This window comes from Streptomyces sp. NPDC043746 (genome assembly GCF_056436485.1).
On the sequence record NZ_JBWKCM010000001.1, the window covers coordinates 79,159 to 104,066 of the forward strand.

At 73.5% G+C, this 24,908-nt stretch carries 19 protein-coding genes; 10 read left to right on the forward strand and 9 right to left on the reverse strand.

Annotated elements, in window-relative coordinates:
• The first annotated feature begins 237 nt into the window (after positions 1 to 237).
• Entirely contained in the window at positions 238 to 1,131 is an 894-nt protein-coding gene (locus AC0682_RS00380; protein WP_478530193.1) for an esterase/lipase family protein, read from the forward strand.
• Positions 1,132 to 1,242: 111 nt separating this feature from the next.
• Here AC0682_RS00380 and AC0682_RS00385 read toward each other — a convergent pair whose 3' ends face one another.
• Together AC0682_RS00385 and AC0682_RS00390 are read right to left on the reverse strand one after the other, a co-directional pair.
• A complete protein-coding gene (locus tag AC0682_RS00385) occupies positions 1,243 to 2,304 on the reverse strand; it encodes a lytic polysaccharide monooxygenase auxiliary activity family 9 protein (protein WP_478530195.1) in 1,062 nt (353 codons plus the stop codon).
• A 464-nt stretch (positions 2,305 to 2,768) separates the two neighbouring features.
• Positions 2,769 to 3,863, reverse strand: coding sequence for a lytic polysaccharide monooxygenase (locus AC0682_RS00390; RefSeq protein WP_478530197.1), 1,095 nt, complete (start codon positions 3,861 to 3,863; stop codon positions 2,769 to 2,771).
• A 597-nt stretch (positions 3,864 to 4,460) separates the two neighbouring features.
• Between AC0682_RS00390 and AC0682_RS00395 the strand changes: the two genes are divergently transcribed.
• On the forward strand, positions 4,461 to 7,019 hold the full coding sequence (locus tag AC0682_RS00395; protein WP_478530199.1) for a glycoside hydrolase family 9 protein: 2,559 nt from the start codon (positions 4,461 to 4,463) through the stop codon (positions 7,017 to 7,019).
• Positions 7,020 to 7,277: 258 nt separating this feature from the next.
• Positions 7,278 to 8,771, forward strand: coding sequence for a methyltransferase domain-containing protein (locus AC0682_RS00400; RefSeq protein WP_478530201.1), 1,494 nt, complete (start codon positions 7,278 to 7,280; stop codon positions 8,769 to 8,771).
• A gap of 33 nt (positions 8,772 to 8,804) precedes the next feature.
• Here AC0682_RS00400 and AC0682_RS00405 read toward each other — a convergent pair whose 3' ends face one another.
• A complete protein-coding gene (locus AC0682_RS00405; protein WP_478530203.1) occupies positions 8,805 to 9,329 on the reverse strand; it encodes a ribonuclease FAU-1 family protein in 525 nt (174 codons plus the stop codon).
• Positions 9,310 to 10,230 carry an N-acetyltransferase family protein gene (locus AC0682_RS00410; protein ID WP_478530205.1) on the reverse strand — a complete coding sequence of 307 codons (921 nt, stop codon included), beginning with the start codon at positions 10,228 to 10,230 and terminating at the stop codon, positions 9,310 to 9,312. The genes AC0682_RS00405 and AC0682_RS00410 overlap by 20 nt, the downstream gene beginning before the upstream one ends.
• A 116-nt stretch (positions 10,231 to 10,346) precedes the next feature.
• Here AC0682_RS00410 and AC0682_RS00415 point away from each other — a divergent pair, with 116 nt between their 5' ends.
• Entirely contained in the window at positions 10,347 to 10,721 is a 375-nt protein-coding gene (locus AC0682_RS00415; RefSeq protein WP_478530206.1) for a GntR family transcriptional regulator, read from the forward strand.
• A 138-nt stretch (positions 10,722 to 10,859) separates the two neighbouring features.
• Here AC0682_RS00415 and AC0682_RS00420 read toward each other — a convergent pair whose 3' ends face one another.
• On the reverse strand, positions 10,860 to 11,954 hold the full coding sequence (locus tag AC0682_RS00420) for a DUF5925 domain-containing protein (RefSeq protein WP_478530207.1): 1,095 nt from the start codon (positions 11,952 to 11,954) through the stop codon (positions 10,860 to 10,862).
• 245 nt (positions 11,955 to 12,199) lie between these two features.
• Between AC0682_RS00420 and AC0682_RS00425 the strand changes: the two genes are divergently transcribed.
• Both AC0682_RS00425 and AC0682_RS00430 read left to right on the forward strand, forming a co-directional pair.
• The gene (locus AC0682_RS00425) at positions 12,200 to 13,009 is read left to right on the forward strand and encodes an SGNH/GDSL hydrolase family protein (protein WP_478530209.1); all 810 of its coding nucleotides are present in this window, start codon (positions 12,200 to 12,202) and stop codon (positions 13,007 to 13,009) included.
• 242 nt (positions 13,010 to 13,251) lie between these two features.
• Complete coding sequence (locus AC0682_RS00430) at positions 13,252 to 13,515, forward strand: hypothetical protein (RefSeq protein WP_478530211.1); 264 nt, start codon at positions 13,252 to 13,254, stop codon at positions 13,513 to 13,515.
• 184 nt (positions 13,516 to 13,699) lie between these two features.
• On the opposite strand, the gene AC0682_RS00435 is transcribed toward AC0682_RS00430, so the two are convergent.
• The 4 genes from AC0682_RS00435 to hmgA form a co-directional block, all read right to left on the reverse strand.
• The gene (locus AC0682_RS00435) at positions 13,700 to 14,896 is read right to left on the reverse strand and encodes a CaiB/BaiF CoA transferase family protein (RefSeq protein ID WP_478530213.1); all 1,197 of its coding nucleotides are present in this window, start codon (positions 14,894 to 14,896) and stop codon (positions 13,700 to 13,702) included.
• A gap of 69 nt (positions 14,897 to 14,965) precedes the next feature.
• Positions 14,966 to 16,282, reverse strand: coding sequence for a type ISP restriction/modification enzyme (locus tag AC0682_RS00440; RefSeq protein ID WP_478530215.1), 1,317 nt, complete (start codon positions 16,280 to 16,282; stop codon positions 14,966 to 14,968).
• Between the two features lie 86 nt (positions 16,283 to 16,368).
• On the reverse strand, positions 16,369 to 17,178 hold the full coding sequence (locus tag AC0682_RS00445; protein ID WP_478530217.1) for a GntR family transcriptional regulator: 810 nt from the start codon (positions 17,176 to 17,178) through the stop codon (positions 16,369 to 16,371).
• A gap of 176 nt (positions 17,179 to 17,354) precedes the next feature.
• Positions 17,355 to 18,674 (reverse strand): homogentisate 1,2-dioxygenase, encoded by a 1,320-nt coding sequence (gene hmgA, locus AC0682_RS00450; RefSeq protein ID WP_478530494.1) that lies wholly within the window; start codon positions 18,672 to 18,674, stop codon positions 17,355 to 17,357.
• 347 nt (positions 18,675 to 19,021) lie between these two features.
• On the opposite strand from hmgA, the gene AC0682_RS00455 reads away from it, so the two are divergent.
• The 4 genes from AC0682_RS00455 (at position 19,022) to AC0682_RS00470 (ending at position 24,898) form a co-directional block, all read left to right on the forward strand.
• Positions 19,022 to 19,633 carry a TetR/AcrR family transcriptional regulator gene (locus tag AC0682_RS00455; protein WP_478530219.1) on the forward strand — a complete coding sequence of 204 codons (612 nt, stop codon included), beginning with the start codon at positions 19,022 to 19,024 and terminating at the stop codon, positions 19,631 to 19,633.
• A 146-nt stretch (positions 19,634 to 19,779) separates the two neighbouring features.
• Entirely contained in the window at positions 19,780 to 22,023 is a 2,244-nt protein-coding gene (locus tag AC0682_RS00460) for a molybdopterin-dependent oxidoreductase (RefSeq protein ID WP_478530221.1), read from the forward strand.
• A 364-nt stretch (positions 22,024 to 22,387) separates the two neighbouring features.
• The gene (locus AC0682_RS00465) at positions 22,388 to 23,782 is read left to right on the forward strand and encodes an aldehyde dehydrogenase family protein (protein ID WP_478530223.1); all 1,395 of its coding nucleotides are present in this window, start codon (positions 22,388 to 22,390) and stop codon (positions 23,780 to 23,782) included.
• Positions 23,783 to 23,818: 36 nt separating this feature from the next.
• Positions 23,819 to 24,898 carry a Zn-dependent alcohol dehydrogenase gene (locus AC0682_RS00470; RefSeq protein ID WP_478530225.1) on the forward strand — a complete coding sequence of 360 codons (1,080 nt, stop codon included), beginning with the start codon at positions 23,819 to 23,821 and terminating at the stop codon, positions 24,896 to 24,898.
• Positions 24,899 to 24,908: the final 10 nt, after the last annotated feature.

Below are 24,908 nucleotides of genomic sequence, written 5' to 3' on the forward strand. Positions count from 1 at the left end.
GACGCCCTGGGGCCGGCTGTCCGGTGCCACAGAACCGCGCAACCGGGGCTGACGTGCCGGAGGCGTCCGGGACGCCCCTTACCCGGCCGACGGTGAGACCGCGCCACTTTTTACCGACGCGTAACTTCCCACCGAACCTTACCCGTGCGTAATTTGGCATGAGCACATAAAGCTTGTGGTCCGGGCCACAGGGCGCACCGCCATCGCACCTCCCTTGAGCCGCAAGGAGACCACACGATGCTGCCCTGGTTCCGTGCTGCGCGCGTCCCCCGCACGCGCAGCGTCCTCGCCGCCTTCCTCCTGGCCATCGCCCTTCTGGTCGCCCCCACGGCGACCGCGACCGCGGCGACCCCCACCGCCGCGACGGCCACTTCACGTGGCTGGAACGACTACTCCTGCAAGCCCTCCGCCGCCCATCCCCGTCCCGTCGTCCTGGTCCACGGAACCTTCGGGAACTCGATCGACAACTGGCTGGGCCTCGCCCCCTACCTGGTCAACCGGGGCTACTGCGTCTTCTCCCTCGACTACGGCCAGCTCCCCGGTGTGCCGTTCTTCCACGGCCTCGGCCCCGTCGACAAGTCCGCCGAACAGCTCAGCGCCTTCGTCGACAAGGTGCTGGCCGCCACCGGAGCCCCGAAGGCCGACATCGTCGGCCACTCGCAGGGCGGCATGATGCCCCACTACTACCTGAAGTTCCTCGGTGGCGCGGCCAAGGTCAACGCCCTGGTCGGCATCGCCCCGAGCAACCACGGCACCACCCTGCTCGGCCTCACCAAGCTGCTGCCGTACTTCCCCGGCGTCGAGAAGTTCATCAACGACAAGACCCCCGCCCTCGCCGACCAGGTCGTCGGCTCGCCGTTCATCACCAAGCTCACGGCGGGCGGCGACACCGTACCCGGGGTCCGCTACACCGTCATCGCCACCAAGTACGACCAGGTGGTCACTCCGTACCGCACGCAGTACCTGGACGGCCCCGGCGTGCGCAACGTCCTGCTCCAGGACCTGTGCCCGCTGGACCTGTCCGAGCACGTGGCGATCGGCACCATCGACCGGATCGCCTTCCACGAGGTGACCAACGCCCTGGACCCGGCACGCGCCACGCCGACCACCTGCTCCTCGGTGATCGGCTGACACCCGGAACCGCCCAGGGCCGAGGCCGCCGTCCGGTGGGGCGGACAGCGGCCTCGGCCCGTTCTCCTGCGACCGCCTCACCCCGGAAGCCCGGGGCGGCGGCTCAGCGGGTCAGCGACCGCGACGGCGGCCGGGGGCGGTGGCCCGGCGGCGCTGCGAGGCGAAGAGCACGCCCGCGCCGGCGGCGAGCACGGCAGCCCCGCCCACCGCGAGGTAGGTGCTGCTGCTCGACCCTCCGGTCTCGGCCAGCACGTCGCTCTGCCCGACGGCGTTGGCCTGCGGCGCATTCCCCTCGGCCTCGGTCCTCCCCTCGGGGGCCGGGGCGGCGACGTTGACCTTGGCGCCGGTGCCTGCGTCGTCGTCACCGTGCCCGTTGTGCTCGACGGACGACTTCGCGGCGCCCTTGGTGATGGCGTCCTCGGAAGGCGCGGAGGGGGCTGAGGGCGCGGGCGCGGGAGCGGGAGCACCGCCATCGGTCTTGGGCGACTCACCCCCGGGCTCCTCCTCCTGCGCATCGCCACCACCGGCACCGCCCGACCCGCCGCCGAAGACCACATCGGAGCAGGCGTAGAAGGCTTCGGGTGAATCGGAGCGCTGCCACACGGTGTAGATCAGCTGCCGCCCCGCCCGGTCAGGGATGTTCCCCTCGAAGACGTACGAACCGTCCACCAGCTTCGGGTCGGTGGCCTCCGCGAACGGCTTCGCCTCCAGGTCCGACCAGGCCAGCGGCTTCGACGGGTCGTACCCCGCCTTGGTCATGTACAGCTCGAAGGACCCCTTGTGCGGGGCGGTGGCCCGGAACCTGAAGGTGTGGTTGCCCGCCTTGACCGGGGAGGCCGGCCAGTCGGCGCGCGGCAGGTCGAGCCCGCGGAACTTGTCGTTGGCCGCGCTGCACAGCTTGCCGTCCAGGATCAACTCCCGGTGCTTTCCGGCAGCGTTGGCGATGTTCACCCCGTTCCAGTCGTACAGCGCCTGGGTACCCCCCGCCGCCACCGCCGCCTTGCACGCCGCCGACACCGGGTTCTCCGGCCCCTCCGCGAAGCACGCGGACACCCGGCTCACCGGGTCGGTCAGCGAACCGTGCGCGAGCGCCGGGGTAGCGGCGAGTCCGGCCAGCGCGAACGGTGCGAAACCGAGGGCGACGATCCCGGCGGCCTTGCGACGAGCGGTCATGGAGGGTTCTCCTTCACAGCGGCACAACAGTGGGGCGCCGGTCCCTGAATCCGTCCCGGCGCTCAGCAAGCTAGCCCCTCGAAACGCCGAAAACCCCTGCTGGGGCGGGGTGGAGGGGATCCTTATGGTCGCTTTAAGGAGGGGCTAAGAGGGGGCTGAGACGGGAGGAGGGCGAGCGGGTCGCAAGCCCACGTCGGAGCGTTCCGGCGTCCATGGCCGTCCGGGTGGACACGCCTTTGGCCACGAGCGGTGGCTCCCCGGTCGGCCCCCCTGCGCGCGCGGGGGGCCAACCGCCACGGGTGGCCGGTGCGCCGGCGACGGACCGGCGGCCCCCCGCCCGGCCTTCGTGCGGGTTCTCTCCGGCCGCCCGTGACCCTCCCGGCACTGCCCGGCCGTGACCGGCCGGACAGCGCCGGGGCGGCGCCACGCCCGGAGCCCTGCCCCCCATACGCTGGTTGAGGGAACTATGGAGCGACGCAGCCGATCGAGCCGACCGGGAAGTTGTTGCCGGTCGAAGTCGCGGTGAAGCCGAAGGTGACGCTGCCCTCCGGTGCGATGGTGCGGTTGTGGTCGGCGTTCCTGACGGTGAGCGTGCCGTCGGGTCCCGTGGTGAGGGAGCCGTTCCAGGCGCTGCTGAGCTGCGTGCCCGGGCCGGGCTTCCACTGCACGGCCCAGCCCTCACGCGCCCTCGTGTCGTGGTTCATGACCTCGACGGAGCCCTGGAAGCCGCCGTTCCAGGAGTTGGTCACGCTGTAGACCGCCATGCACCCGGTGTGCGGGTCCGTGGGCGCGGGGCTCGGGGGGAGGGTCGGGGCGGGTGCCGGGCCGGGGGTGCCGTTCGAGCCCCGGATGCCGGTCACCTCGCCGTTGCCGCCGTCGAAGACGATGTCGGAGCAGGAGAAGAAGTTCTCCTGGCTGTCCGAGCGCACCCACTGGATGAACATCACCGCGTCGCCCGAGCGTCCGGAGGGCAGGTCCAGGTTCCAGTAGTAGTGGCCGTCGTCCGTGCCGGGTCCGCCGGACTGCGGCGGGTCGGTGACGGTCCCGATCAGGTCCAGGTCGCCCCAGCCCAGCGCGGTGGTGGGCGAGTAGCCGGGCTTGGACAGGTACACCCGGAAGGAGCCCGGGTGCGCGGCCCAGTTGCTGTGCTCGACCCGGATCGTGCTGCCGGACGTCAGATGCGTCCGGGGCCAGTCGGAGCGCGGGGCGTTGTAGCCGGTGAAGTTGTACGGCGACCGGTCACCGGCGCTGCACAGCTTCCCGTCCGGTACGTAACCCGGCCCCCGCCCACCGGCATTGGAGTCGAGCACGGCGAACCAGTTGTACAGGGCGTTCGCACCGCTCTCGGCGAGCGCGGCCCTGCACGCCGGGTTGGTCGGGTCCAGGGCGCCGGTGCCCGTCCTGGCGTCGAGCATGCAGAGGTAGGTGCGCGATCCCGGGGCCATCGTGACGCCGTGGGCCTGCGCGTCGCTCTGGCCCATCAGCGTCAGGCCTAATCCGCCGAGCAGTGTCGCGAACACCGCCGCCAGCGAGGTGAACAGCTTGTTGCGTCTGGTCATGAGGTCTCCTGTGCCTGTGTGGGGACGGCCTTCCGGCCGTGCTCCGCGGTGGGACCCCTGTGGGCCGGGCCGCGCCGGGGCGGTCTCGGCGGGAGAGACGAGCGGGCGGGCACGGCACGGAGGCGCGGTGACGCTCGCATCGGGACCTCTGCACGGAAGACGGCCGGAGGGGCGATCGAGGAAGCGGGGAGCGCCCGCCGCTTGCATCTGGGAGCGCTCCCATGTGTAGGCACTACGGACCATAGGAGTATTGCCGTGCCCCTGACAACCCGTCGGACGAAATGGTTCACGCGGACCGATGTGCGGCTGGTGGGGGCTCGGAGGTTCTGGAGCCACCCTCGCCGCATGCCCGGCGGGCGGCGAATCCTGTGCAACCGCTTGACGGTGCGCCCTGCGGACCGCAGATTTGGGAGCGCTCCCACTCGCATGCGTCACCGGGGGCGGTGCCGGTGCAACCGGTCACCCCCTGCCCTTCCCTCACACCCAAAGGACGTCAGCGTGCCGCCATCCTCGTCTCCCGTGCCCCGTCCGTACCCCCGCCCGGGCCGCTCCCGACGCGTCAGCGCCTTAGCGGGCATAGCAGCCACCGCCTGCCTGATGGCCGGTGCCCTCGCCGCGCCCGCCGACGCGGTCCAGCCCCTCGACGAGGCCCCCGAACTCATCGTCAACGGGGACTTCTCCGCCGGCACCGCCCCCTGGTGGTCGACGGCCAACAGCCCCGTCGCCGTCTCGGACGGGCGCCTGTGTGCCGACGTACCCGCGGGCACGGCCAACCCCTGGGACGCCATCGTCGGACAGAACGGTCTCCCCCTCACCGCCGGTGCGGCCTACACCCTGAGCTACACGGCGACGTCCACCGCGCCCGTCACCATCCGCACCAACGTCCAGATGGCGACCGAACCCTGGACCACCGAGCTGGCCGCCGCCCAGCAGATCGGGACGAGCGCCGCACGGGTCACGGAGACCTTCACGGCGGGAGCCGACCACGGCGCGGCCCAGCTCGTCTTCCAGATCGGGGGCAGCGCCGAGCCCATCACCTTCTGCGTCGACGACGTGTCGCTGCGCGGCGGGAGCGCGCCGCCGCCGTACGAACCGGACACCGGATCGCCGGTCCGGGTCAACCAGGTCGGCTACCTCACCCACGGCCCCAAGAGCGGAACCGTCGTCAGCGACGCGACCGAACCGCTGCGCTGGACGCTCGAATCGGCCGCAGGCGCACGCGTGGCCGACGGCACCACCACCCCGGCGGGCACGGACCCCACCTCGCGGCAACACGTCCACACCATCGACTTCACCGCGGTGACCGCCGCCGGGGAGGGGTACACCGTCACGGTCGCGGGGGAACGGAGCGAACCGTTCGCCATCGGCGACGACCTCTACGCCTCGCTGCGCACCGACGCGCTCGCGTACTTCTACCACAACCGCAGCGGCATCGAGATCGACGCGGACATCGTGGGCGAGCGCTACGCGCGGCCGGCCGGCCACATCGGGGTGAGCCCCAATCAGGGCGACGCCGACGTGCCCTGCCAACCGGGCGTGTGCGACTACCGCCTCGACGCGAGGGGCGGTTGGTACGACGCCGGAGACCACGGCAAGTACGTGGTCAACGGCGGCATAGCGGTGGCCCAGTTGATGTCCACGTACGAACGGACCCTGTACGCGCCGACCGCCGACGCCGGGCCGCTCGGTGACGGGAAGCTCCGGCTGCCCGAGCACGGGAACGGAACGCCCGACATCCTCGACGAGGCGCGCTGGCAGCTGGAATTCCTCATGCGGATGCAGGTCCCCGCGGGCGAGCCCCTCGCCGGCATGGCCCACCACAAGCTGCACGACAAGGAGTGGACCGGACTGCCGCTGCGGCCCGACCGGGACCCCCAGCCCCGGGAGCTGCACCCGCCGACCACGGCGGCCACTCTCAACCTGGCGGCCACCGCCGCCCAGTGCGCCCGCCTCTTCCAGGTCCATGACCCCGGCTTCGCCGAGCGGTGCCGGTCGGCCGCGCGGTCCGCGTGGGCAGCGGCCAAGAGCCACCCGGACATCCTCGCCGATCCGCAGGACGGCACGGGCGGCGGCGCCTACAGCGACGACGACGTGCGGGACGAGTTCTACTGGGCGGCGGCCGAACTCTTCCTCACCACCGGCGAGGAGACCTACCGCACGGAGATCCTCCGCTCCCCGCTGCACGGCGACACCGACGCGGTCTTCCCGCGCGGCGGAATGTCGTGGGGCTCGGTCGCCGGGCTGGGCGCCCTGAACCTCGCGAGCGTCCCGGGCGGACTGTCCGCCGACCAGCTCGCCACGGTACGCGCCACGGTGACCGAGGCGGCCGACGGCTACGCGGCCGACTCGGCCCGGGCCGCGTACGGACTCCCCTACGCACCCGACGGCGGGCACTACGTATGGGGCTCGAACAGCCAGGTCGCCAACAACATGGTCGTCCTGGGCTCCGCGCACGACCTGACCGGACGGACCGCCTACCGTGACGCCGTACTGCGCGGACTCGACTACCTGCTGGGCCGCAACCCGCTGAACCAGTCGTACGTCACCGGGTACGGCGAGCGGGACGCGCGCAACCAGCACCACCGCTTCTGGGCCAACCAGCTCGACCCGGCCCTGCCGAACCCCGCACCCGGATCGCTGGCCGGGGGCCCCAACGCGTCGATCGAGGACCCGGTCGCCCAGGCCAGACTGAAGGGCTGCGCACCGGCGATGTGCTACATCGACGACATCGAGTCCTGGGCCACCAACGAGATCACCATCAACTGGAACGCCCCACTCGCCTGGATCGCCTCCTACGTCGACGATCTGGGCGGCGGTGAGCCCGTGCGGGCCCAGTGCGAGGTGACCTACACCTCACAGCGCTGGAGCAACGGCTTCACCACCCAGGTCGCCGTGAAGAACACCGGGGACCGCCCCCTCGCGTCCTGGCGGCTCGACTGGACCTTCGCCGACCAGCAGCGGGTGACCGACACCTGGGGCGCCGACATCCGGCAGACCGGCCCGCGGGCCGCGGCCGAAGCCCTGGCCTGGAACGCCGCGGTCGCCCCCGGGGGCACCGTGCGGTTCGGCTTCAACGGCCGGCCCACCGGTCTCGTCCACGACCCCCGGGTCTTCAGGCTGAACGGCGGCACCTGCGCGACGACGTCACCACGGTGACCGGCTGACCCGCCCCCTCCCGCGGACGGGAGGCGCCGCCGCCGGGCCCCGCACTCGGCGTGCGGGGCCCGGCCCACCGCCTTTCCCGCGCACCCCGTCCACGAGCAGAGCGCCGTGCCGCCGCGTCGCGCACCCGCCCGGCACGGAGCGGCTGTGCCGGGCCGCCGGTGTACCGGCTGGCCCTCGTGCGGAGGCAGAACGGCCGAAAGGAGGCCGGGAGGACCGCCCCTGTCCGTGGTGGCTGGGAGTATCGGCGGCATGACGACGACCGACTGGGACGCGGCTGCCGGATCCTTCGACGAGGAGCCCGGCCACGGGCTGCTCGACCCTGTCGTACGCGATGCGTGGGCCCACCGGCTGGAGAGCTGGCTGCCCGCCACCCGCGGCGATGTGCTGGATCTCGGGTGCGGTACGGGGAGCCTCTCGCTGCTCGTCGCCGGGCAGGGGCACCGGGTCACCGCCGTGGACCGGTCGCCCCGGACGGCCGAGCTGGCCCGCGCCGAGCTCGCCGGGACCGGGGCGGAGGTCCTGGTGGGGGACGCGGCCCGGCCGCCGGTGGGGGAGCGGGCGTTCGACGTGATCGTGGCCCGGCACGTCGTCCGGCTGCTGCCCGATCCGGTGGCCGCCCTGGAGCACTGGTTCGGCCTGCTGAAGCCCGGCGGGCGGCTGGTCCTGATCGAGGGGGCGGGGGGTGGCGTCGGGCTCTCCGCCGCCAGGCTCACCGCCCTGCTCGCCGCGCACACCGAGCGTGTCCACCACGAGGATCTGGCGGGTGACGCTCGGCTGTGGGGCAAGGAGGTGGACGACGAGCGGTACGCCCTGGTAGCCCGCGCCGAGCCGCCCCGGCGCCACACCGAGGTCGTCGACGTCCACCTGATCCTGCGCCGGGGCCCGGACGTCCTGCTCGCCCGCCGCGCCGGCACCGGATACGCGGACGGCCTGCTGCACCTGCCCTCCGGCCACGCGGAGGACGGCGAGGACGTGCGCGAGGCGATGATCCGGGAGGCCGCCGAGGAGATCGGTGTCGTCCTGGACCCGGACGAGGTGCGGGTCGCCCTCGTGATGCAGCACCGCGGGCCGGGCGGTGGGGCGCGCATGGGGTGGTTCTTCCTCGCGGAGTACGACGAGGAGCGCCCGCCGCGCAACGCGGAGCCGGAGAAGTGCTCCGAGCTGGACTGGTTCCCGCTGGACGCCCTCCCGGACGACATGGTCGCCTACTGCCGTGCGGGCCTGGACGGTTACCGGTCGGGCGAGCACTTCCTGATGCACTGGCACGAGGACGGCGACCCGATCGCCCACCGGCCGGACGGCCCCCGGCGGGCCGTGGCCCTGCCGTCCGCCGGCGAGCGGACCGGCCAGGTCCACCACATCGAGCTGGGGGTGCCGGAGCTGGCGGCCGCCGAGCGGAGCTGGGGGTGGCTGCTGGAGCGGCTCGGCCATCTCCCCTACCAGCGCTGGCCGCACGGCCGTAGCTGGCGGCGAGGGGAGACCTATGTGGTCCTCGAACAGTCCCCGGACATCTCCGCCGGCCACCACGACCGCCGCCGTCCGGGCCTCAACCACCTGGCGTTCCATGTCGCGGACCGGGCCGCGCTGGACTCCCTGGCGGCAAAGGCCCCGGCGTACGGCTGGCGCCTGCCGCACCCCGACCGCCACCCGTACGCCGGTGGGGACGGCCACCACGCCGTCCGTCTGGAGGACGGCGCGGGGTACGAGGTGGAGCTGGTGGTGGAGTCCGGGGCCGGACCCTGAGGCCCCGTCGGCGGGCGCAGGCGTGCGGTGCGATCAGGTCAGCAGGTCCCTGAACCCCTTCAGGTCCTCCGTCCGGGCCAGCCGTTCCAGCGCGTCCAGGGCGGCGGTCGCCGCGCCGGCCGCCTCGGGGTCACGCCCGGCCAGGCCGCTCGCCGCGAACTCGTCCTCGTCCAGCCGCAGTACGCAGGAGCCGTCCGCCGACACCCACAGATCCAGGTCCAGATCCTCGACCGTCAGCACCCCGCCGGCCAGGACCGCGGGCCGGGTGATGTCGCAGTACCAGCCCTTCAGCCCGCCGCCCCCGGTGCGCACCTCCTTCACCGCGTACCACCGGTCCCGCCAGTAGTGCTCGGTGAGGACATCGCCCGGCTCGAACCGTACGAAGCCGAAGTCCCGGACCCCCGGCGCGGCCCAGGGTGCCCGAACGGTGATCCGGGTGCCGTCGTCGCGTACCGGCTCCGCCGGATACCTGATCTTGGTACGGCCCGCCTTCGTCAGGGCGACGACCACGGGCTGCCGGGAGCTGGGTGTGCCGGGTTCAGCCGAGGGTGCGGGCATGGCGGACCTCCGTGGCGCGGACCGTGTAGCCGAACCACTTGTTGATGGCGAGCATCGGGCCGTTGCCCGTGTCGTTGGAGGTGTAGGCGTCCGTGTATCCGGCCGCCCGCGCCCGGTGCAGCGAGTCGTTCTTCGCCAGCTTGGCCAGGCCCCGCCCCCGGAAGGCCCGCAGGGTGCCGGTCATGTTGCTGGAGTACGTCCGCTCCCCGTCGGTGCCCGCCGCGCTGAAGGCCGCCACCTGGCCGTCCACCAGGGCCACCGTGGTCAGCGCGGCGTCGAAGGCCGGGTGGCGCCAGATGTTCGTCAGCCAGTCCTCGTAGTCGTCCAGTTCGGTGGGGATGTCGCTCGGCTCGTCCAGCGTCACCTGGGCGTCCGCCTCGAAGAGCGGCCGCGGGTCGTCGTCGAACGCGGACCCCGGCCTCAGCTCGACGCCTGCCGGGACCTCCTGGAGCGGGGGCAGGGTTCCGCCCGCCAGATCCAGGTGCTGGAAGTGGGCGGAGCGGCCCGGCCGGTAGTCCCGGGCGCGCGCGAACTCCAGGTTCTCCGGCGTGTCCAGCACCCAGGCGTGCACGACCGTGGCTCCGGCCTGCGCGAGATGTTCCTCCGCTGTGCTCAGCAGCAGTGAGCCCGCCCCGCGGCCGGTGTGGCCGGGCAGGACGTGCGGGGTGCAGAACCCCTGCCCCGGCGCCGGGCTGTCGTGGGCGATGCCGGCCTGCGCGGTGCCGACGATCTCGCCGTCCCGCTCCGCCACCAGCAGCCGGTAGTGCCGGTCCGGGTTGGCGTGTGCCAGGTCGTGGGTGACCTGCTCGGGGGTGGTGACCAGATACGGGACCACCGCCCGCCGGACGCGGGTCCACGCCTCGGCGTCGGACGGCCGGAAATCGCGCACAATCACTGTCATGCGGCGGAGGTTACGCGCGGCCCTGCCACGACCGCCTCCCCTTTTCCGGCCGTGGGGGCGCGGGCGCTCCGTTCGCCGGGCCGTCCCCGAGGGGGTCCGTGGGGGACAATCGGCGGGTGACTGAGAAGATCGTCCTGGACCCGGACTCCGGCATCGCCCCGTACGAGCAACTGCGCCTCCAGCTCTCCGAACTGGCCCGCTCCGGTGCGCTTCCCGTCGGCCACCGGCTCCCGACCGTGCGCGGCTTCGCCGAGGAGCTGGGCCTCGCCGCCAACACCGTGGCCAAGGCCTACCGCGCGCTGGAGGCCGACGGGGTGATCGAGACCCGGGGGCGCAACGGGAGCTTCGTCGCGGCCGCCGGGGGAGCCGCCGAGCAGAAGGCCGCCGCCGCGGCCCAGAGCTACGCGGAGGCCGCCCAGCGGCTCGGGCTCTCCCGGGAGAGGGCACTCGCGCTCGCCCAGGACGCGGTACGGGCGGCGTACGCACGCTGAGGTGACGGGCGCGCCGAGGGGACGCGCTGCGGTGGGGGGACCCGGCGCCCCTCACAGCGGAGGCGCCCGCGCCCGCCCTCGTGTGCGCCGCGGATCGTGCCCCCGTACCCCTCCCGGAGCCCGCCCCCGTATCCGCTCCTACAGATACAGACCCGCGTCCGCGCCCGCGTCCTGCTTCGGCACGGACGCGGGGCCGGTGCCCCGGCGCAGGGCGTACAGCTCCGCGAGCGAGCTGCCCTCGCGGCCCACGCCCTCCTCCGTGCCCAGCCAGGCCACCGACTCCCGGCGCGTCAGCGGTCCCACCTCGATCCGGGCCAGGCAACGGCCCGGGCGGACGACTGCCGGGTGCAGCCGCTCCAGGTCCTCGTTGGTGGTGACCCCCACCAGCACGTTCCGGCCCTGGCCGAGCAGGCCGTCCGTCAGGTTCAGCAGCCGGGAGAGCGCCTGGCCCGCCGTGTGCCGGGCCTCGCCCCGGATCAGCTCGTCGCAGTCCTCCAGGAGCAGCAGCCGCCACCGGCTCTTCGCCGAGCCGTCGTCCTCGCCGATCGCGATGTCCATGAGATAGCCGACGTCGTTGAAGAGCCGCTCCGGGTCCAGCACGCAGTCGACCTGGCACCAGTCCCGCCAGGAGCGGGCCAGTGTGCGCAGCGCCGATGTCTTGCCGGTGCCCGGCGGTCCGTGCAGGAGGAGCAGCCGGCCCGCGATGTCGTCCGGGGTGACCTTCATCAGCCGGTCCATGGCGTCGGCCACCGGGGCGGTGTAGTTGGGGCGGATCTCGTCCCAGCTCCCGGCGGTGATCTGCCGGGTGGTGCGGTAGGGGCCGCGGCGCGGGGAGACGTACCAGAAGCCCATGGCCACGTTGTCGGGCTGCGGTTCCGGCTCGTCCTGGGCGCCGTCGGTCGCCTGGCCGAGGACCTTCGCCGCCAGCTCGGGGCTGGTCGCGGTGACCGTGACGTCCGCGCCGTGCTTCCACCGCGAGACCAGCAGGGTCCAGCCGTCGCCCTCGGCCAGCGTGGCGCTGCGGTCGTCGTCGCGGGCGGACCGCAGCACCGCGGCGTGCGGGGGCAGCAGGGCCGCCCCGGCCTTGACCCGGTCGAGGGAGGAGCTGTGGGAGTACGGCTGCTCGCCCGTCGCGAAGCGGCCGAGGAAGAGCGCGTCGACGACGTCGGACGGCGAATCGCTGTCGTCGACGTTGAGCCGGATCGGCAGAGCGGATTCGGGGTTGGCTGGCATGGCGCCCATGATCCGGCACGGGGCCACCCCGTGCACCGGGTTTCCCCCGGTGGGCGAACCGCCCCGGAAGTGACGGAACGGCACCGGCGCTCCACGGCGCGCGCGTTGAACTCAGGACGGCGGGCGGAAGCACTCGGAACTAATTTTTGGCATGAACACTTCCAGTCGGTCCGGTGCCCTGCTACTACGGAGTAGCGCAGATACCCCCCTGCTCACCGACTCCCCCCACCCCAAGGAGTGCCCCCATGAAGATGTCCAGACTTGTGGCGTTCTCGTCCTCGCTCCTGCTCGGTGCCGCCCTCGCCCTGACCGGTGCGGGGATCGCGAACGCCGACTCGTCGGTCAAGGCCGTCGACTACGTCGCCCTCGGCGACTCGTACTCCTCCGGCGTCGGCGCCGGCAGCTACGACAGCGCCAGCGGCAACTGCAAGCGCAGCACCCGTGCCTACCCCCGGCTCTGGGCCAACGCCAACTCCCCGTCCAGCTTCGCCTTCACCGCCTGCTCCGGCGCCCGCACCAACGACGTCACGAGCAGTCAGCTCGGGCCGCTCAACGCCTCCACCGATCTGGTCTCCATCTCCGTCGGAGGCAACGACGCGGGCTTCGCGGACGTCATGACGACCTGTGTCCTGCAGTCCGAGGCCACCTGTCTGAACCGCGTCGCCACCGCCCGCGCCTACGTCGACTCGACCCTGCCCGGCCGGCTCGACTCCGTGTACAGCGCCATCAGGGCCAAGGCCCCCAACGCCCGGGTCGTCGTCCTCGGCTACCCGCGCTTCTACCAGCTGAGCGGCACCTGTGTGGCCGGCCTCAGCGAGCGGGAGCGCTCCGCCATCAACGCCGCCTCCGACCACCTCAACACCGCCACCGCCAAGCGCGCCGCCGACCACGGCTTCACCTTCGGTGATGTCAGGGGGGCCTTCACCGGTCACGAGATCTGCTCCAGCAACTCCTGGTTGCACAGCGTGAACTGGCTCAACATCGGTGAGTCCTACCACCCCACCGCCGCCGGGCAGTCGGGTGGCTATCTGCCGGTCTTCAAGTCGGCTGCCTGACGCGGTAGTTGCGCCGCCAACCGCCCCTCTGTGCGGGAGGCCCCGGCTTCCGGGGTCTCCCGCACCGTCGAACGGCCCATCCGAACTGTCCGAAGTCGCCCGGGAATCAGGCGAATTCGGTAACTGGTCGTCAACCTCCGTATGCGTGTGCTCGATCCTGCGGGCGGGATACCCGTGTGTCACCGTGGGGCGATAGGGTTAACCTGCCCGGACCGGGTGCCCTCGTACGGGTGGGGAGTGACATGGAACAGATAACGGTGCGGAGCAGGCCGCGGGTGCCTGCCATCACCTGTGGAAGCGGTGCGACCAGTACGCGCCTCGACCGCCATCTCGCGGTGCTCGGCGGCCCTGTCGTGCCGCAGCGCGAGGCGGCGGAAGCGACGCTGCTGATGCGTGAGCTGACCTCGCGTGATGTCGCGCACAGCCGACGGAGCAGGAGCGCCCGTGTGTCGCTCTTCGCCCCGCTGCGGCGACTGCGGCGCTCGCTCTTCGGCAGCCGCCACTGACCGACGCCGCGTCGACCGCGGGCGGCGGGGCATCAGCCGTCTCCGGCGACACGCCGTCCGTCATCGACGGCACACCCGTCGTCGTCCACGGCGCCACGACCTTCATCGACGACGCGTCCGCCATGGGGCCGGCCCGCCGCTCGGGGCGGCCCTACCGCTCGGACCCCTCGCCACCGCCGACGGATCAGGCGACCACCCCGTCCCGGCGCAGCAGCGCCGTCTGTTCGTCCGTCATCCCCAGGGACCGCAGCAACGCGTCGGTGTGTTCCCCCAGTGCCGGTACGGGACCCATCCGGGGCTCCGCCCCGCCCGGCAGCGTGATCGGCGGCAGCAGCGCCCGCAACGGCCCCACCGGTGAATCCACTTCCCGCCACCGGTCCCGCGCCGCCAGCTGCGGATGCGCCGCGACATCGGCCACCGTGTTCAGCCGGGCGCACGCGATCCCCGCCGCCTCCAGCGCGTGCAGCGCCTCACGGACCGTCAGCCGGGCCAGCGCCCGCCCCACCACCTCGTCGGTCCGCTTCCGGTTCGCGGTCCGGGCGGTGTTCGTCGCGAACTCCGGATCGTCCGCCAACTCCGGCTCACCGAGCACCCGTTCGGCCAGCCGCCGCCACTCCCGGTCGTTCTGCACCGAGAGCAGCACCCGCTCGCCGTCGGCCGTGCCGTACGCGTCGTACGGCGTGATCACCGAGTGCGCGAGCCCGGTACGCGGCGGGGTCGCGGACCCGTGCATCCCCTGGTGCAGCGGGTGGCCCATCCACTCGGCCAGCGCGTCCAGCATGGAGACCTCCACCGGCCCGCCGCGCCCGGTGGTCCCGCGTCGCAGCAGCGCCGCCAGCACCCCGGAGAACGCGTACATGGCCGCCGCGATGTCCGCCGCCGGAATGCCTGCCTTCACCGGCTGTCCGGCGGTCCCGGTCACCGAGACCAGCCCCGCCTCGCACTGCACGAGCATGTCGTACGCCCGCTTGTGCGCGTACGGTCCGCCCTCCCCGTACCCGGAGATGTCCACGGCCACCAGCCGCGGGTGCGCCGCACAGAGCGCCGCGGCGTCCAGACCGAGCCGGGCCGCCGCGCCCTGCGCCAGATTCTGTACGAACACATCGGCCCCGGCGACCAGTTCACGCACCACCGCCAGCCCGCGCGGGTCCTTCAGATCGACGGCCAGCGACTCCTTGCCCCGGTTGCACCAGACGAAGTGCGAGGCGAGGCCCCGGGCCGCCGTGTCGTATCCGCGCGCGAAGTCACCGCCGTCCGGGCGCTCCACCTTGATCACCCTGGCCCCGAGGTCGGCGAGCTGGCGGGTGGCGAAGGGGGCGGCGACGGCCTGCTCGACGGCCACCACCGTGATGCCGTCGAGGGGGAGGGGCGAGGTATCCATGGCCCCGTGCATACCGTGTGACCGGCGGATCTGTCACCCCTCCCGCCGCTCGCGGCGGGCCCGCGTTCCTCACAGCAGCGCGAACTGCCCCTCCGGGCCCTCCTCCTGGTGGCCGAGGACCGAGGCCGGGCGCCGTGCGGAGACGGGCACCGGCAGCACCCCGGCCGCCCGCAGCTCCTCCCGGGAGATCAGGGGCGCCGCCGCCCCCTCCAGCCGGGCCGCCAGCGCCTCCCGCCGGGGCCGCACCCCGTCCAGCAGGGCCAGTACGGTGATCAGCTCCAGCAGCTCCGAGGTCCACTCGGGCCTCCACCCGCGCGCCCCCACCGCGTCGAGCCCGTCCGCGTCCGCCCCCTCGGGCACCGCGCCCACCGCGGCCGCCGCCCGGCGGCCGAACCACAGCTCCAGCACCCGCACCCCGCTCACCGTGAACCCCCAGGCCGCCGCCGGAACCGGCGAGATCCGGCCCTCCCCGATGACCAGCGCCTCGGCCTCCGCGTCGTACGCGATCCCGGGCGGCCGGGCCGGGAGCGCCGCCCGGACGTAGGGCCTGCGCCCGCCCGGCAGCCGGGGCCGCTCCCCGCCCCGGGCCCCGCGCAGCTGGAGCCGCACCAGCTCCTCGCCCAGCTCCACCCCGGCAGCCCACACCTCGGCATCGGCGGGCAGCGGGACCCGGCAGCCGACGGGGGTGGGCACCGCGGCGGCCAGGGTCCAGGCGAGGACGGCCTCGGGGGTGGCCTCCGGGTCCAGCCGTGCCCGCACCACGGCCAGGAGCCCCGGGGCCAGATTGGGGTCGGCGGCGCCGGGCCGCCGGTAGAGCGGCCTGATCCGGCCCGGCCGCCCGGCGGGGGAGTGCCCGTCGGGGAGCAGATGGGTCACCGACAGGGCGGGCCCGGACCCGGTGGCGTGGGGCACGTAACCGTGTTCGACCGCGAAGAGCTGCCGTTCGTCGCTGACCCGCCACAGCTCGGGGCGGGCCGCGTCGATCAGCCGGTGGTCGGGGAGCAGCCACTGCTCGTCGAACGGACCGTGCAGAATCCGTACGGGATCGGGGCAGCCCCCCGGCTCCCGCGCGAAGCGGCCGGTGCCGGCAGGGGCCCCGGTGGCGGTGGCGGTGGCGGACCGGCCGGGCAGGGCGGCGACGGCTGTGTGCGGCGTACGGGAGCGGCTCGGGCGGAACAGCCGCTCCTGCTCGGCCCCTTCGGCGGCGGCCAGCCGCTCCCAGCGGGCGCGGAGCGCGGCGGGGTCGGGGCCGCGCACCCAGGAACGGCCGGTCCTCAGGGGGCGTACCGACCACGGCATCAGCTCGTCCAGCTCCAGGTGGTGCGGGGAGCCCGTGGCCGTAGCCGCGTCCGTAGCCTTCGCAGTCGCCGTCCTGCGCGCTGCCACCGAGCCGTCCTCCCCTGTCCGCCGTGAACGGGGCCGCCGTGACCCGTTCGCATCGTAACGGCGGGGCGGTACCCCAGGGGGACGGGTCAGCGGGCCTCCACCGTCACGGAGAAGGAGAACCGGTCGCCCCGGTAGCGGATCCGGGCCACATCCACCACGCGGCCCTTCTCGTCGTACGTGACGCCCGTGTAGTGCAGGATCGGGCTCAGCAGCGGGACCTGGAGGAGGTCGGCGGTGACCGGGTCCGCGAGCCGGGCCTCCACCGTGTCGGTGATCCGGGAGATCGTGACCCCCACGATGTCGTGCAGCACCTTCGTCATCGGCCAGCGTTCGAGGTCGGCCAGGTCGATCCGGGCGGCGACCTCGGGACGTACGGCGTTCTCCGCCCAGTTGGTCGGCTCACCGCTCTCGCCGTCGCGGCGCAGCCGCCGGAAGCTGACCACCTCGCCGCAGTCCGGGAAGAACTCCGCGAGATCGCCCGGCACCGGCACCGCCCCGTGGCCGAGGACCGTCGTGGCGTCCCCGGACTGCTGGGCGACGATCGCGTCGACCGAGCCCAGCAGCCGGACCGGGGTCGCCCGCCGGGCGCGCGGCTCGATGAACGTGCCGCGCCTCCGGTGCCGGCTGATCAGCCCCTCCGTCTCCAGCTCCTTCAGCGCCTGGCGCATCGTGAGCACGCTGACGCCGTAGTGCGTGGCGAGCTGCTCCTCGGTGGGCAGCCGGAGGGAGGCGTCCTGCGGACGGCCGAGTATGGACGCGCGCAGCGACTGGGAGACCTGATACCAGAGAGGCAGCTTCCGGTTGAGGACGAGCGAGTCGGGGGCGAAGGAGGGCGGGGAGGCCGAAGACCCGGCGGGCGACGGAGACCCGGCGGGCGACGGACGCGTCCCGCTCACGTCGGCTCCAGGAGCGGCAGTCCCGGACCCCGCCTCGGCCCCAGCGGGCCCCGAGGCCGCACGGGCACCCACGTCCTCGCGCGTCGCGAACTCACCCGTCGTCCCATGGCTCTCCGTCACGTCGTCCCCGTCCCGTCCTCCGGGCCGCTCCGCCGCCCGCTCGCCGCCGCCTGTGCCTACGGCCGGAAGTTGCGGCTCAGACCCTGCCACACGTCGTCGTAGCCGCGCTGCAGGTGGTCGGCCTCGGCCGCCTGCCGGGTGGCGATGATGGGCCACCGGGTCTCGAACATGAACGCCAGACCGTCGTCGATCTTCTGCGGCTTCAGCTCCGCCGCGCTCGCCCGGTCGAAGGTCTCCCGGTCCGGTCCGTGGGCCGACATCATGGTGTGCAGCGAGCCGCCGCCGGGGACGAAGCCGTCCGCCTTCGCGTCGTACGCGCCCTCGATCAGCCCCATGTACTCGCTCATCACGTTCCGGTGGAAGTACGGCGGCCGGAACGTGTCCTCGCCCACCAGCCAGCGCGGCGCGAAGACGACGAAGTCCACACCGGCCAGGCCCGGGGTGTCGGACGGCGAGGTCAGCACCGTGAAGATCGAGGGGTCGGGGTGGTCGTAGCTGATCGTGCCGATGACGTTGAACCGGCGCAGATCGTAGACGTACGGGGTGTGCGTGCCGTACCAGGCGACGACGTCGAGGGGGGAGTGGCCGTACGTGGCCGTCCAGAGGTTCCCGCAGTACTTGTTGACCACCTCCACCGGCCGGTCCTCGGCCTCGTACGCGGCGACGGGGGCCAGGAAGTCCCGGGCGTGCGCCAGGCCGTTGGCGCCGATCGGCCCGAGCTCCGGGAGCGCGAACGGGCGGCCGTAGTTCTCGCAGACGTACCCGCGTGCGGTCTCGTCCAGCAGCTCCACCCGGAAGCGGACCCCGCGCGGGATCAGCGCGACATGGCCCGGTTCGGCGCGCAGCAGGCCCAGCTCGGTGCGGAGCAGCAGTCCGCCGCGCTCCGGGACGATCAGCAGCTCTCCGTCGGAGTCGCTGAACACCCGGTCGGTCATGGAGGAGTTGGCGTGGTAGAGGTGGACCGCCATACCGGTGCGCTGGGTGGCGTCGCCGTTGCCGCCGAGGGTCCACAGCCCGGCCAGGAAGTCCGTGCCGGGGGCGGGATCGGGCAGCGGGTTCCAGCGGAGCCGGTTCGGGTCCGGCACGCTCTCAGTGAAGGGGGCCGTGCGCAGATTGCCGTTGCCGGTCCGGGTGAAGGCCGGGTGGGCGGCGGAGGGGCGGATCCGGTAGAGCCAGGAGCGGCGGTTGTCCGCGCGGGGCTCGGTGAACGCGGAGCCGCTCAGCTGCTCGGCGTAGAGGCCGAGGGGCGCGCGCTGGGGCGAGTTCCGGCCGTGCGGCAGCGCCCCCGCGATCGCCTCCGAACTGTGCTCGTTGCCGAAACCGGAGGAGTACGTCAGCGCCTCCGCCGTCTTCCTGGCCTGCTCGATCCCGCTCATCCCGCTCATCCCGCACTCCCGATGCCGATGAAGCCCGTGGATCCGCCGGACAACGAATCCTATGGGACACCGTAGGAATAAGGGGCGGGCACGTCAACGGCAGGGATCACGCCATTCGGGGCGTATGCGGGCGGAGAGGGCCCGGCGTCGGGGGCGGGGGCCACTCGCGCGGGGCAGGGAGGTTCGGTGGACGCGGGTGCGGGCGGGTCCGGTGCGTGGGTGCGGGCGGGTGCAAAAGGTCCGGGCGCGTGCGGACGGGCGGCTGCGGGGAGGTCCGGCACGTGTGTACGGGCGAGTACGGGGAGGTCCGACCCCCGGGCCGTGGGGGCCCACGGCATCATGGGTCCGTGCCCCACCCGAACCCGAACCTCCGCCGCGCCCCCGTGCAGCAGCGCAGCGCCGACCGGCTCGCCCGGATACTCGACGCCTGCGCCGGACTGCTCGACGAGACCGGCTACGAACAGCTCTCCACCCGTGACGTCGCCCTGCGCGCCGAGGTGCCCATCGGCTCCGTCTACCGCTTCTTCTCCAACAAGAGGGCCCTCGTCGACGCCCTCGCGCTGCGGAACCTGGAGCTGTACGCCGAGCGCATCACGGCCCGGCTCGAATCCGTGCCCGCCGGGGACTGGCGCGGCGCCATCGACGCGGTGCTGGACGAGTACCTGGAGATGAAGCGGACCGTGCCCGGGTTCGCCCTGGTCGACTTCGGGCCGCCGTCGCCCGCGGAGGGCCCGGCGGACGACGCCAACCGGCGCCTGGCGGGCCGCCTCGCCGAACTCCTCTCCGGGCACCTCGACCGCGAACCCGGGCCTGAGCTGCTGCGGGTCATCCTGGTCAGCGTCGAGGCCGCCGACGCCCTGCTCCAGCTCGCCTTCCGCACGGACCCGGAGGGGGACCCGGCGCTCGTGGCGGAGACCCGGACGCTGGTACGGGCGTACCTCGCGCAGATCCTGGACTGAGGACGACCGGGGCGCGGGCGGGGGAACCTCCGTGGTCCCGGCCCCGGTTCAACCCCGGTCCCCCGGCACCTCCCCGTCATGCGTACCGGTCGGTATGCTCGCCGTGCCGACACCGTCGTACGCGCGCCGCCGCCCGGGGAGGGCCCATGTCCCACGCATCCCGTACAGGAACAGGAACCGGAGCCGGAACAGGAACCGGTACCCGTACCGCACCCCGTATCTGCCCCCTCTGCGAAGCCACCTGCGGCCTCACCCTCACCATCGAGGGGACCGCCGTCACCGGAGCGCGGGGCGACCGCGACGACGTCTTCAGCCGGGGTTTCATCTGCCCCAAGGGGGCGTCCTTCGGCGGGCTCGACGCCGACCCGGACCGGCTGCGGGTCCCGCTCGTACGGGACGGGGACGGGCAGCTGCGGGAGGCCACCTGGAGCGAGGCGTTCGACCGGATCGCCGCCCGGATACCGGCCCTGGCCGAGGCGCACGGCCCGCAGGCCGTCGGCGTGGTGCTCGGCAACCCCAACGTCCACACCATGGCGGGCGCCCTCTACCCGCCCCTGCTGCTGGCCGCCCTGCGCACCCGGAACGTCTTCACGGCCAGCACCCTGGACCAGATGCCCAAGCACGTCTCCAGCGGCCTGCTCTTCGGTGACGCGAACGCCATCCCCGTACCGGACCTCGACCGCACCGACCACCTCCTCCTGATCGGCGCCAACCCGCTGGAGTCCAACGGCAGCCTCTGCACCGCCCCCGACTTCCCCGGCCGCCTCAAGGCGCTGCGCCGACGCGGCGGCACGCTCACCGTGATCGACCCGCGCCGCACCCGTACCGCCCGTCTCGCCGACCGGCACGTGGCGATCCGGCCGGGTGCCGACGCGCTGTTGCTCGCCGCGATGGCCCAGGTGCTCTTCGCGGAGAAGCTCGTGGACCCGGGGGCGCTCGCCGGGCACCTGGAGGGCCTGGACGAACTCGCCGTCGCCCTGGCCGACTTCACCCCGGACGCGGTCGCCGCCGCCTGCGACGTGGACGCGGCCGTCATCACCGCGCTCGCCCGCGAACTGGCCGCCGCCCCCACCGCCGCCGTCTACGGGCGGATCGGCAGCTGCACCGTCGAGCACGGGACCCTCGCCAGCTGGCTGGTGGACGTCCTGAACATCCTCACCGGCAACCTCGACCGCCCCGGCGGCGCGCTGTTCCCCCTCTCCGCGACGGCCCGCGCGCGCCGCCCGGCGGCTCCCGGCAAGGGCCCCACCCCCGGCAAGGGCTTCGCCCTCGGCCGCTGGGCGAGCCGCGTCTCCGGCCACCCCGAGGCCAAGGGCGAACTCCCCACCGCCGCACTGGCGGAGGAGATCGAGACACCCGGCGAGGGCCGTATCCGCGCCCTGATCGTGCTCGCCGCCAACCCCGTCCTCTCCGCCCCCGACGGCGACCGGCTCGACGCGGCGCTCGCGGGTCACCTCGACTTCATGGTCAGCGTCGATCCGTACCTGAACGAGACCTCCCGCCACGCCGATGTCGTCCTGCCCCCGCCGCCACCCTCGCAGAGCGCCCACTTCGACTTCGCGTTCAACTCCTTCGCCGTGCACAACCAGGTCCGCTACACCCCCGCCCCGGTGCCTCTGGAGGACGGGCGGATGGACGAGAGCGAGATCCACGCCCGGCTGATCCTCGCGGTGAGCGGGATGCACGGCGCCCCGCCCTCCGCCGTCGACGACCTCGCCATCACCACCGCGATCACCAGGGCGGGCGCCCCGAAGGAGCTGGCCGGCGAACTCACCGGCCGCACCGGCCCGGAACGCCGCCTCGACCTCATGCTCCGGCTCGGCCCGTACGGACTGACGCTGGAGGAACTCATCGCCCACCCGCACGGCATCGACCTCGGCCCGCTGAAGCCCCGCCTCCCGGAGCTCCTGCGCACCCGCTCCGGCCGCATCGAGCTGCTTCCCGCGCCGGTCGCCGCCGATCTGCCGCGCCTGCGCCGGGCGCTGGACGGCCGGCCCGCCCCGCTCGTCCTCGTCGGCCGCCGCCATCTGCGCTCCAACAACAGCTGGATGCACAACGTCGGTTCGCTCGGCGGCGGTTCCAACGTCTGCACCCTCCAGATCCACCCCGACGACGCGACCCGGCTCGGGGTCGCGGACGGGGCGACCGTACGGATCGAGTCGGCGGGCGGCGGGATCGAGGCACCGGCCGAGATCACGGACACCGTACGGAGCGGAGTGGTGAGCCTCCCGCACGGCTGGGGCCACAGCCGCCCCGGCACCCGGATGGCCGTGGCCGCCGCCACCCCTGGGGCGAACGTGAACCAGCTGCTCGACGGCACCCTCCTGGACCCGCTCTCGGGGACGGCGGTGCTCAACGCCATCCCCGTCACCGTCACCCCGTCCGACTGACACCGTCCTGTTCGGCGCGATCTGGTGCCCCGCATCCCCGGACGCCCTCCGGCACCACTCATGCGACGGCCCTCGCGCTCCTCGTCCCGGCGGCGGTCCGCGCGGTCGCCCCGCCGCCGCGCGTACCGCCCGCGCCCGATCCCGCACGTGAGCGCAACGTGCCCCTGGATCGCAGCGCGTGACGGGCCTACCGGCCGAGGGCTCGCGGGCCGGGGCGCGCCGGGGGCGTCTGCCTCCCGGCGTGACGGGCGTCTCCGGCGGCTCCCTGGCGCCGGAAAACTAACGGCGCTAGTTTGGGCGGTCGGGACCGTACGCCCCGTACTCGGCGTCGGCGTCGGCACAGCCCGTCCGGGAGGACTCAGCCATGAAGGCCCATGACCAGATGTACATCGGCGGCGCGTGGCGGCCCGCCGTCGGCCAGGACGCGATCGCCGTCGTGAATCCGGCCGACGAGCAGACCATCGGCCACGTCCCGGCGGGCACCGCCGAGGACGTCGACGCGGCCGTCCAGGCCGCGCGCGCCGCGTTCCCCGGCTGGGCCGCCACCCCGCCCGGCGAGCGCGCCGCCCGGCTCTCCGCGCTGAGCGACGCGCTCGCGGCCCGCAAGGACGAGCTGGCCGAGACGATCACCGCCGAGCTGGGCTCGCCGCTGCCGCTCTCGCAGACGGTCCACGCGGGCCTGCCGGTGCTGGTCGCCGCCTCCTACGCCGAACTGGCCGCCTCGTACGCCTTCGAGGAGAGGATCGGCACCTCCACCGTCCTGCTGGAGCCGGTCGGGGTCGTCGGCGCGATCACCCCCTGGAACTACCCGCTCCACCAGATCGTCGCCAAGGTGGCCCCCGCGCTCGCCGCCGGCTGCACGGTCGTCCTCAAGCCGGCCGAGGACACCCCGCTCACCGCCCAGCTCTTCGCCGAGGCCACCGAGGCCGCCGGGCTGCCGCCCGGGGTCTTCAACCTGGTCACCGGCCTCGGCCCGGTCGCCGGGCAGGCGCTCGCCGCGCACGAGGGTGTCGACCTGGTCTCGTTCACCGGCTCGACCGCCGTCGGCAAGCAGATCGGCGCCACCGCCGGAGCGGCGGTCAAGCGCGTCGCCCTCGAACTGGGCGGCAAGTCCGCCAACGTGATCCTGCCCGGTGCCGATCTCGCCCGGGCGGTCAACGTGGGCGTCGCCAACGTGATGTCCAACTCCGGGCAGACGTGCAGCGCGTGGACCCGGATGCTGGTCGACGCCGACCGGTACGAGGAGGCCGTGACGCTCGCGGCCGAGGCCGTTGGCAAGTACGTCCCCGGGGAGCGCGTCGGCCCGCTCGTCAACGCCAAGCAGCAGGCCAGGGTGACCGGTTACATCCGCACGGGGATGGAGGAGGGCGCCCGGCTGGTCGCCGGAGGCCCCGACGCCCCGCTGGAGACCGGCTACTACGTCAGCCCCACCGTCTTCGCGGACGTCACCCCGGACATGGCCATCGCCCAGGAGGAGATCTTCGGCCCGGTGGTCTCGATCCTCCGGTACGAGGACGTGGAGGACGCCCTCCGGATCGCCAACGGCACGGTGTACGGGCTCGCGGGAGCCGTGTGGGCGGCCGACGACGAGGAGGCGGTGGCCTTCGCCCGCCGGATGGAGACCGGGCAGGTCGACATCAACGGCGGCCGGTTCAACCCGCTGGCCCCCTTCGGCGGTTACAAGCAGTCGGGCGTGGGGCGCGAGCTGGGGCCGCACGGTCTGGCGGAGTACCTCCAGACCAAGTCGCTCCAGTTCTGACCCCCGTAACTCCCTTCCTGTGTAAGGAGCCTGTTCGTGGTCCGCGCCGCCGTACTGCCCGCCGTCGGAGCTCCGCTGGAGATCACCGACATCGTCCTGCCGGAGCCCGGCCCCGGCCAGGTGCGCATCGCGCTCGCCGCCGCCGGGGTCTGCCACTCCGACCTGTCCCTGTCCAACGGCACCATGCGGGTCCCGGTGCCCGCCGTCCTCGGCCACGAGGGCGCGGGTACGGTCCTGGCGGTCGGGGACGGCGTCACGCATGTCGCGCCCGGAGACGGCGTGGTCCTCAACTGGGCGCCCTCCTGCGGTGCCTGCTTCCACTGCGGGATCGGGGAGGTCTGGCTCTGCGCCGACGCGCTGAAGGGGACCGCCGACCTCCACGCCCGTACGGCCGACGGCACCGAACTCCACCCCGGCCTCAACGTGGCGGCCTTCGCGCAGGAGACCGTGGTCGCCGCGAACTGCGTGCTCCCCGCCCCCGACGGCATCCCCCTCACCGACGCCGCCCTCCTGGGCTGCGCGGTACTCACCGGCTACGGGGCCATCCACCACAGCGCCAGGGTCCGCGAGGGCGAGAGCGTGGTCGTCTTCGGGATCGGCGGTGTCGGCCTCGCCGTCCTCCAGGCGGCCCGGATCGCGGGCGCCTCCCGGATCATCGCGGTCGACGTCTCCCCGGCCAAGGAGGAGCTGGCCCGGCAGGCCGGTGCCACCGACTACGTCATCGCCTCCGCCACCACCCCGCGCGAGATCCGCAAGCTCACCGGCGGCCAGGGCACGGACGTGGCCGTGGAATGCGTCGGCCGCCCCGCGACCATCCGGGCCGCGTGGGAGTCCACCCGGCGCGGCGGCCGTGCGACGGTCGTCGGGATCGGCGGCAAGGACCAGGAGGTCACCTTCAACGCCCTGGAGATCTTCCACTGGGGCCGGTCCCTGACGGGCTGCGTCTACGGCAACAGCGACCCGGCCCGCGATCTGCCGGCCCTGGCGGACCACATCCGCGCGGGCCGGTTCGACCTGTCGATGATGGTCACCGAACGCATCGGCCTGGACGCCATCCCGGCCGCGTTCGACACCATGGTCGCGGGCAGGGGCGGCCGGGCGCTGGTGGTGTTCTGAGTCCTCAGGG

What these genes read in the sequence shown, in the direction of transcription:
- AC0682_RS00400 (WP_478530201.1), top strand. Translation starts at nt 7,278, where the DNA reads ATGACGACGACCGACTGGGACGCGGCTGCCGGATCCTTCGACGAGGAG.
- AC0682_RS00395 (WP_478530199.1), top strand. Translation starts at nt 4,461, where the DNA reads ATGGCCGGTGCCCTCGCCGCGCCCGCCGACGCGGTCCAGCCCCTCGAC.
- AC0682_RS00430 (WP_478530211.1), top strand. Translation starts at nt 13,252, where the DNA reads ATGGAACAGATAACGGTGCGGAGCAGGCCGCGGGTGCCTGCCATCACC.
- AC0682_RS00465 (WP_478530223.1), top strand. Translation starts at nt 22,388, where the DNA reads ATGAAGGCCCATGACCAGATGTACATCGGCGGCGCGTGGCGGCCCGCC.
- AC0682_RS00420 (WP_478530207.1), bottom strand. Translation starts at nt 11,954, where the DNA reads ATGCCAGCCAACCCCGAATCCGCTCTGCCGATCCGGCTCAACGTCGAC.
- AC0682_RS00385 (WP_478530195.1), bottom strand. Translation starts at nt 2,304, where the DNA reads ATGACCGCTCGTCGCAAGGCCGCCGGGATCGTCGCCCTCGGTTTCGCA.
- AC0682_RS00435 (WP_478530213.1), bottom strand. Translation starts at nt 14,896, where the DNA reads ATGGATACCTCGCCCCTCCCCCTCGACGGCATCACGGTGGTGGCCGTC.
- AC0682_RS00425 (WP_478530209.1), top strand. Translation starts at nt 12,200, where the DNA reads ATGAAGATGTCCAGACTTGTGGCGTTCTCGTCCTCGCTCCTGCTCGGT.
- AC0682_RS00410 (WP_478530205.1), bottom strand. Translation starts at nt 10,230, where the DNA reads ATGACAGTGATTGTGCGCGATTTCCGGCCGTCCGACGCCGAGGCGTGG.
- AC0682_RS00460 (WP_478530221.1), top strand. Translation starts at nt 19,780, where the DNA reads ATGTCCCACGCATCCCGTACAGGAACAGGAACCGGAGCCGGAACAGGA.
- AC0682_RS00380 (WP_478530193.1), top strand. Translation starts at nt 238, where the DNA reads ATGCTGCCCTGGTTCCGTGCTGCGCGCGTCCCCCGCACGCGCAGCGTC.
- AC0682_RS00390 (WP_478530197.1), bottom strand. Translation starts at nt 3,863, where the DNA reads ATGACCAGACGCAACAAGCTGTTCACCTCGCTGGCGGCGGTGTTCGCG.
- hmgA (WP_478530494.1), bottom strand. Translation starts at nt 18,674, where the DNA reads ATGAGCGGGATCGAGCAGGCCAGGAAGACGGCGGAGGCGCTGACGTAC.
- AC0682_RS00405 (WP_478530203.1), bottom strand. Translation starts at nt 9,329, where the DNA reads ATGCCCGCACCCTCGGCTGAACCCGGCACACCCAGCTCCCGGCAGCCC.